Source organism: Pseudomonas edaphica, assembly GCF_005863185.1.
Lineage (GTDB): Bacteria > Pseudomonadota > Gammaproteobacteria > Pseudomonadales > Pseudomonadaceae > Aquipseudomonas > Aquipseudomonas edaphica.
This window is the reverse complement of sequence record NZ_VBVZ01000339.1, coordinates 1-6767: the sequence shown is the minus strand read 5'-3', so window position 1 is coordinate 6767 and position 6767 is coordinate 1. Positions and strand designations below refer to the sequence as shown.

8 protein-coding genes and 1 pseudogene are annotated in these 6767 nt (G+C 59.7%); 5 read left to right on the top strand and 4 right to left on the bottom strand.

Annotation, left to right across the window (positions count from 1 at the left end):
* Positions 1-636: aldehyde dehydrogenase family protein (locus FEM54_RS20685; RefSeq protein WP_138452748.1), on the bottom strand; the 636-nt coding region annotated here is incomplete at its 3' end.
* 230 nt (positions 637-866) lie between these two features.
* Here FEM54_RS20685 and FEM54_RS20680 point away from each other — a divergent pair.
* Positions 867-1229 (top strand): cupin domain-containing protein, encoded by a 363-nt coding sequence (locus FEM54_RS20680; protein ID WP_138452745.1) that lies wholly within the window; start codon positions 867-869, stop codon positions 1227-1229.
* Between the two features lie 71 nt (positions 1230-1300).
* Here FEM54_RS20680 and rpmG read toward each other — a convergent pair whose 3' ends face one another.
* Positions 1301-1456, bottom strand: coding sequence for a 50S ribosomal protein L33 (gene rpmG, locus FEM54_RS20675; RefSeq protein WP_003176906.1), 156 nt, complete (start codon positions 1454-1456; stop codon positions 1301-1303).
* Positions 1457-1467: 11 nt separating this feature from the next.
* A complete protein-coding gene (rpmB, locus tag FEM54_RS20670; protein ID WP_003176907.1) occupies positions 1468-1701 on the bottom strand; it encodes a 50S ribosomal protein L28 in 234 nt (77 codons plus the stop codon).
* Between the two features lie 458 nt (positions 1702-2159).
* Between rpmB and FEM54_RS20665 the strand changes: the two genes are divergently transcribed.
* On the top strand, positions 2160-3752 hold the full coding sequence (locus FEM54_RS20665) for an ABC transporter substrate-binding protein (RefSeq protein WP_017135852.1): 1593 nt from the start codon (positions 2160-2162) through the stop codon (positions 3750-3752).
* 57 nt (positions 3753-3809) lie between these two features.
* Here the strand turns inward: FEM54_RS20665 and radC are convergent, their stop codons facing one another.
* Positions 3810-4484: a RadC family protein gene (gene radC / locus FEM54_RS20660; protein WP_017135851.1), complete on the bottom strand. Its 675-nt coding sequence runs from the start codon at positions 4482-4484 to the stop codon at positions 3810-3812.
* Positions 4485-4627: 143 nt separating this feature from the next.
* On the opposite strand from radC, the gene coaBC reads away from it, so the two are divergent.
* The 3 genes and pseudogenes from coaBC to FEM54_RS20640 all read left to right on the top strand — a co-directional run.
* A complete protein-coding gene (coaBC, locus tag FEM54_RS20655) occupies positions 4628-5836 on the top strand; it encodes a bifunctional phosphopantothenoylcysteine decarboxylase/phosphopantothenate--cysteine ligase CoaBC (protein ID WP_015886530.1) in 1209 nt (402 codons plus the stop codon).
* Positions 5837-5841: 5 nt separating this feature from the next.
* Positions 5842-6297 carry a dUTP diphosphatase gene (dut, locus tag FEM54_RS20650; RefSeq protein WP_099550262.1) on the top strand — a complete coding sequence of 152 codons (456 nt, stop codon included), beginning with the start codon at positions 5842-5844 and terminating at the stop codon, positions 6295-6297.
* Between the two features lie 240 nt (positions 6298-6537).
* Positions 6538-6767, top strand: a pseudogene (locus tag FEM54_RS20640) (hypothetical protein); the annotation flags it as partial.

The following is a 6767-nucleotide window of genomic DNA, read 5'->3' as shown; positions in this document are numbered from 1 at the left end:
GATGCCGGCCAACACCCCCAGAGCCGCGCTGCGGATGGCAGTCAGTGGGGATTTTTCGGACGGCTTGAGGATCACCGAGTTACCGGTGGACAGCGCAGGGCCGAGTTTCCAGCAGGCCATCATCAGCGGGAAGTTCCACGGCACGATGGCGCCCACTACGCCGACCGGCTCGCGGGTCACCAGACCCAACTGGTTGTGCGGGGTGGCGGCGACTTCGTCGTAGATCTTGTCGATCGCCTCGCCGCTCCAGCTAAGGGCGTTGGCGGCGCCAGGCACATCAATTCCCAGGGAGTCGGTGATCGGCTTGCCCATGTCCAGGGTTTCGAGCAGCGCCAGTTCTTCGGCATTGGCGTTGAGCAGCGCGGCGAAACGGATCATGACGGCTTTGCGTTTGGCCGGCGCCAGGCGCGACCAGACACCGGAATTGAACGTCGCGCGGGCGTTCTCGACAGCGCGCTGGGCGTCGGCGGCGTCGCAGCTGGCAACGGTAGCCAGCAGACGGCCATCGACCGGGCTGATGCATTCGAACGTGTCACCGGAAACAGCAGCGGTGTACTCACCATTGATGTAGGCGCGGCCTTCGATCTTCAGATCCTTGGCGCGTTGTTCCCAATCGGCACGGGTCAGGGTGGTCATGCGAGTGTCCTCCTCTTATTGAATACAAGGGCCAGGTGATGTCCCCCGGCAGCCTCAAAGAATTCTTGCCCGGCCAGCCTGCTGTTCGGCTCAAGGCAGCTGCCACCCTAAACCAGCGGCTGGGGGTGTTTCAATATATTTGACATAACGGCGGTAAACGCCCTTGCGATGTTCATTTTAATAAACATAGACTTTGGGCTCTCCAACCGCAGGCCAGACGGGACAAGCACATGAGCATCCAGGATATCGTCGACTTCAGCCAAGCCAGCACCACCCCGGACCGCTACCGCCCGGCCGCCGAAAAAATCCTCAAGGGCGACCCCGAGCAGACCATTTATAACCACTACAACAGCCCGTGCGGCCAGATGAACGCCGGCGTGTGGGAAGGTGAAGTCGGGCAGTGGAAGGTCAATTACACCGAGCATGAGTATTGCGAGATTGTGCAGGGGGTTTCGGTACTGCGTGATGCCGATGGCAATGCCAAGACCTTGCGTGCCGGCGACCGTTTCGTGATTCCTGCCGGGTTCAGCGGCACCTGGGAAGTGCTGGAGCCGTGCCGCAAGATCTACGTGGTGTTCGAGCAGAAAGCCTGATCAGCACATTTCAGGCAAAAAAAAGCCCGTCTCGTGAGAGACGGGCTTTTTTTCACAAGGAAGAAAATCAATTACTTGATTTTGCCTTCTTTGTAGATCACGTGCTTGCGAACGCGCGGGTCGAACATTTTCTTTTCGAGCTTGTCCGGGGTAGTACGCTTGTTCTTGTCGGTAGTGTAGAAGTGACCAGTACCGGCGCTAGAGATCATTCGAATCAATTCACGCATGATAAAGCTCCTTAAATCTTGCCAGCGGCGCGGATTTCGGCCAGCACGACAGTGATGCCACGCTTGTCGATGATACGCATGCCTTTGGCAGATACACGCAGGCGAACAAAACGTTTCTCTTCTTCAACCCAGAAGCGGTGATGCTGCAGGTTCGGCAGGAAACGACGACGGGTTTTGTTATTTGCGTGGGAAATGTTATTCCCAGTCACCGGACCCTTACCGGTAACTTGACAGACTCTCGACATGCCTCAGCCCTCTAAAACCACATGCCCAACCCGGCATGGGTTGGCCGCTTAATCTCTCAGTCATTTGGCGCCAGGCGCCGCGTTTCTTTAAGGGTCTTACCGGCTACACCTACAGTGAAGGAACCGGGCCCCTAGAAAAGAGCGCTGCTTTATACCAGAAAGACCCCAATGCAACAACAGCCCGTGTGTTTTTACCGGCGTAAATCTTGGCAATAGACGCCCGAACCGTTGCCAGGAGGGGCCGCTGTAACAGCCGACCACTCGTCGCACAGAATGATTTACCGCGCTCGCCCGCACACAAAAGTACAAGGCGAAACGCGCTGAGGCGCCATCAAAACAGCATTTGCGCCAAAAGCACAGGCAAAAATGGGCTAGTCATTTATCAATCAGACCACTACGGTAGGCTTTTTCCAGACTGCACTCGCAGATGGGCCTTCGATCTGCAAAGGAAACCGAATATGCGCCTCGCTGCCCTACCGCTATTGCTCGCCCCTCTATTTATCGCGCCGCTGGCCTCTGCCGCCACCAATCTGAGCGTTTGCACCGAGGCCAGCCCCGAAGGGTTCGATGTGGTGCAGTACAACTCGCTGACCACCACCAACGCCTCGGCCGACGTGCTGATGAACCGCCTGGTGGACTACGACGCCACGGCCGGCAAGCTGGTGCCGAGCCTGGCGGACAGCTGGCAAGTGTCGCCCGATGGTCTGACCTACACCTTCAAACTGCACCCGAACGTGAAGTTCCACCGCACCGAGTACTTCAATCCAAGCCGCACCCTGACTGCCGAAGACGTACGCTTCAGCTTTGAACGCATGCTCGACCCGGCCAACCCATGGCACAAGATCGCCCAGAGCGGCTTCCCCCATGCGCAGTCGCTGCAACTACCCGCATTGGTCAAGAAGATCGATGCTCTCGACCCATTAACCGTGCGCTTCACCCTGGATCACGCCGACTCCACCTTCCTCGCCGCCTTGAGCATGGGTTTTGCCTCGATCTACCCGGCCGAATACGCCGACAAACTGCTCAAGGCCGGCACGCCTGAAAAACTCAACAGCCAGCCAATCGGCACCGGCCCGTTCGTGTTTGTACGGTTCCAGAAGGATGCCGTGGTCCGCTATAAAGCCAACCCGGATTACTTTGCCGGCAAACCGGCTGTGGATAACTTGATCTTCGCCATCACCCCGGATGCCAACGTGCGCCTGCAAAAGCTGCATCGCGATGAATGCCAGATCGCCCTGTCGCCCAAGCCACTGGATGTGAGTGAAGCCGAGAAAGATCCTGCACTCAAAGTAGAAAAAACCCCGGCCTTCATGACCGCATTCGTCGCGATCAACAGCCAGCACCCGCCGCTGGACAAGCCCGAAGTGCGCCAGGCAATCAACCTGGCCTTCGACAAAGACAGCTACCTCAAGGCCGTATTTGAAGGCACCGCCGAAGCAGCCAATGGCATTTACCCACCCAATACCTGGAGTTACGCCAAGGACTTGCCAGGTTATCCACAGAACATCGCCAAGGCCAAGACGCTGCTGGAGCGCGCCGGACTCAAGAACGGCTTCAAGACCACAATCTGGACTCGCCCCACTGGCAGCCTGCTGAACCCCAACCCCAACCTCGGTGCCCAGTTGCTGCAAGCGGACCTGGCCAAAGTCGGCATCCAGGCCGAGATTCGCGTAATCGAATGGGGCGAACTGATCCGCCGCGCCAAAGCCGGCGAACATGACCTGCTGTTCATGGGCTGGGCCGGCGACAACGGCGACCCGGATAACTTCCTCACCCCGCAGTTCTCGTGCGCAGCGGTAAAATCCGGCACCAACTTCGCCCGCTACTGCGACCCGGCCCTGGACAAGCTGATCAGCGCCGGCAAGACCACCAGTGAACAAGGCGTGCGCAGCAAGTTGTACCAACAGGCCCAGGCTCAGATTCAGCAGCAGGCATTGTGGCTGCCATTGGCACACCCCACCGCATTCGCCCTGACGCGCAAGAATGTTGACGGCTACCAGGTGAGCCCGTTTGGGCGCCAGGATTTCTCCAAGGTCAGCGTCAAGCCCTAAGCTGCAAGCTGCAAGCCGCTTGTGGCTTGCAGCTTCAACCTTGCAGCTGCTCCCATCCTACAACCAGCCGTATTCCGCCATCGACAGCGGGTCGCCATCTCCCACGATGATGTGGTCGAGCACCCGCACATCTACCGACTCCAAGGCCTTTTGCAATATTTTGGTTAATTTTCGATCAGCCGCACTTGGCTCGACGCTCCCGGACGGATGGTTGTGGCACAGGATAAGAGCCGCCGCGTTGTAAGCGAGCGCGCGCTTGACCACTTGTCGCGGATAAACGATGGCCGCGTCGATGGTGCCCTCAAATAGCGCCTCAAAGCCCAGCACCCGGTGCTTTGAGTCAAGAAACAGGCAGCCGAATATTTCGTGGGGCTCGTGGCGCAGCAAGGCCTTGAGGTACTCACGTACGGCCAGCGGGCTTTCCAGCACCGAGTCGGCACGCAAGCGTTCGGCCATATGCCGCCGAGACATTTCCAGCACCGCCTGCAACTGGGCAAATTTCGCCGGCCCCAGCCCCAAGTGCTGGCTGAACAGCGTCTGGCTGGCCTCCAACAACGGGCGCAGGCCACCGAATTGCGCCAATAGATGGCGCGCCAGGTCGACTGCGCTTCTGCCGGAAACCCCGGTACGCAGGAAGATCGCCAACAACTCGGCATCCGACAGACTCGCCGCGCCCCATTCCAAAAGCTTCTCCCGTGGGCGTTCCGCCACAGGCCAATCGCGAATACTCATCCCGCCTCCCTCTGCACGTGCGCCGCTGTTGCCTGACGGTCGCTGTGTTATCTTAAGCCCTCTTTTTTGCATGTGATTTCCCCTGGGGAGGGGGCATCGCAGGCGTCACTGAACTGGCATCACTGAACTGGAAAGGCAAACCAATGCAGCGTCTGTATCGGAAACGCATCGTTCTCGGCGTCGGCGGCGGCATTGCCGCCTACAAGAGCGCAGAACTGGTTCGCAGGCTCCTGGACCAGGGCGCCGAAGTGCGCGTGGTCATGACCCGTGGTGGCAGTGAGTTCATCACCCCGCTGACCATGCAGGCCTTGTCTGGGCACCCGGTTCACCTGGACCTTTTGGACCCGGCGGCCGAAGCCGCCATGGGCCACATTGAGCTGGCCAAATGGGCCGACCTGGTGTTGATCGCCCCGGCCACCGCCGACCTGATCGCCCGCCTGGCCCAAGGCATTGCCGATGACCTGCTGACCACTCTGGTACTGGCCACCGACGCCACCGTCGCCATCGCACCGGCCATGAACCAGGCCATGTGGCGCGACCCGGCCACCCAGGCCAACACCCAGCTCCTGCAAAGCCGCGGCCTTAAAGTGTTTGGCCCGGCTTCCGGCAGCCAAGCCTGTGGCGACGTGGGCATGGGCCGCATGCTTGAGGCTACTGACCTCGCGCTGTGTGCCGCCGAGTGCTTTCAGCACCTGGCTCTCACGGGCAAACATGTGCTGATTACCGCCGGCCCGACCCAGGAAAACATCGACCCGGTGCGTTACATCACCAACCATAGCTCAGGAAAAATGGGCTTTGCCTTGGCGGAAGCCGCGGTCGAGGCAGGCGCACGCGTCACCCTGATCACCGGCCCGGTGCACTTGCCAACCCCTGATCGCGTTACGCGAATCGACGTAGTCAGCGCCCGGGACATGCTGGCGGCCTGTGAAGCGGCCATTCCCTGCGACCTGTTTATCGCCTCGGCAGCGGTTGCAGACTACCGCCCGGAAGTTGTCGCCCCGCAAAAGCTTAAGAAAGACCCTACAAGCGGCGACGGCCTGCTCCTGCAAATGGTGCGCAACCCGGACATCCTGGCCACCATCGCCACGCGCCCGGACCGCCCGTTCAGTGTCGGTTTCGCCGCCGAAACCGAGCACTTGCTGGACTACGCCGCACGCAAATTGAAAGACAAAAACCTCGACCTGATCGTTGCCAATGATGTCGCCAACCCGAGCATCGGCTTCAACAGCGAGGAAAACGCCTGCAGCGTGATCGACCGCGAGCTGCACGCCACCCTTTTCGCCCAGACCAGCAAGGGCAAGATTGCCCGCCAACTGATCTCATTTATCGCCCAACGGCTGAACCAGGTTTAATTTACATGCACGCTTTGCAAGCCAAGATCCTCGACCCCCGCATCGGCAACGAATTTCCTCTGCCGGCCTATGCCACTCCGGGCTCCGCCGGCCTGGACCTGCGCGCCATGCTCAAGGAAGACACCGTCCTTGAGCCAGGCCAGACAATCCTGATTCCTACCGGCCTGTCGATCTACGTCGGCGACCCAGGCCTGGCGGCATTGATCCTGCCGCGCTCCGGCCTGGGCCACAAACATGGCATCGTGCTGGGCAACCTCGTAGGCCTGATCGATTCGGACTATCAGGGCGAATTGATGGTGTCGTGCTGGAACCGTGGCAACACCGCGTTCAACATCGCTGTCGGCGAGCGCATCGCCCAGTTGGTGCTGGTACCGGTGGTACAGGCACACTTCGAACTGGTGCAGGAGTTCGACGAAACTCAGCGCGGCGCAGGTGGTTTTGGGCATTCCGGCAGCCACTGACTAAGCTGAACCTTGCCGGATGCAGTTGTCCGGCAAGACGCCACCGCATGGCTATTCAGGATGAAGAATGTGCGGATTTATTCAGCGAAATTTCCACAATGAAATCAATGCATTACGCGTTTTCCCAAAGTGCCTCAGCACGCCGATGGCATTTTTGCACCACGAACTCTCTGCCGAAAACACCGTCATACCCTTCAGTTTGAGCCTGCCGGTCAGCCACTTTAAGGCCAGCCTTGCCCCCTTCAGATGGAGTTCACCCCCGCGATGAGTACCGCAGCCCGAGTAGCCCCGACATTCCCCGACAGCATCTTCCGCGCCTACGACATTCGTGGCGTGGTGCCCAAGACCCTGACCGCCGAAACCGCCTACTGGATCGGCCGCGCCATCGGAGCCCAGAGCCTGGCCCAGGGCGAACCTAATGTCTCGGTAGGCCGTGATGGCCGCTTGTCCGGCCCGGAGCTGGTGGAACA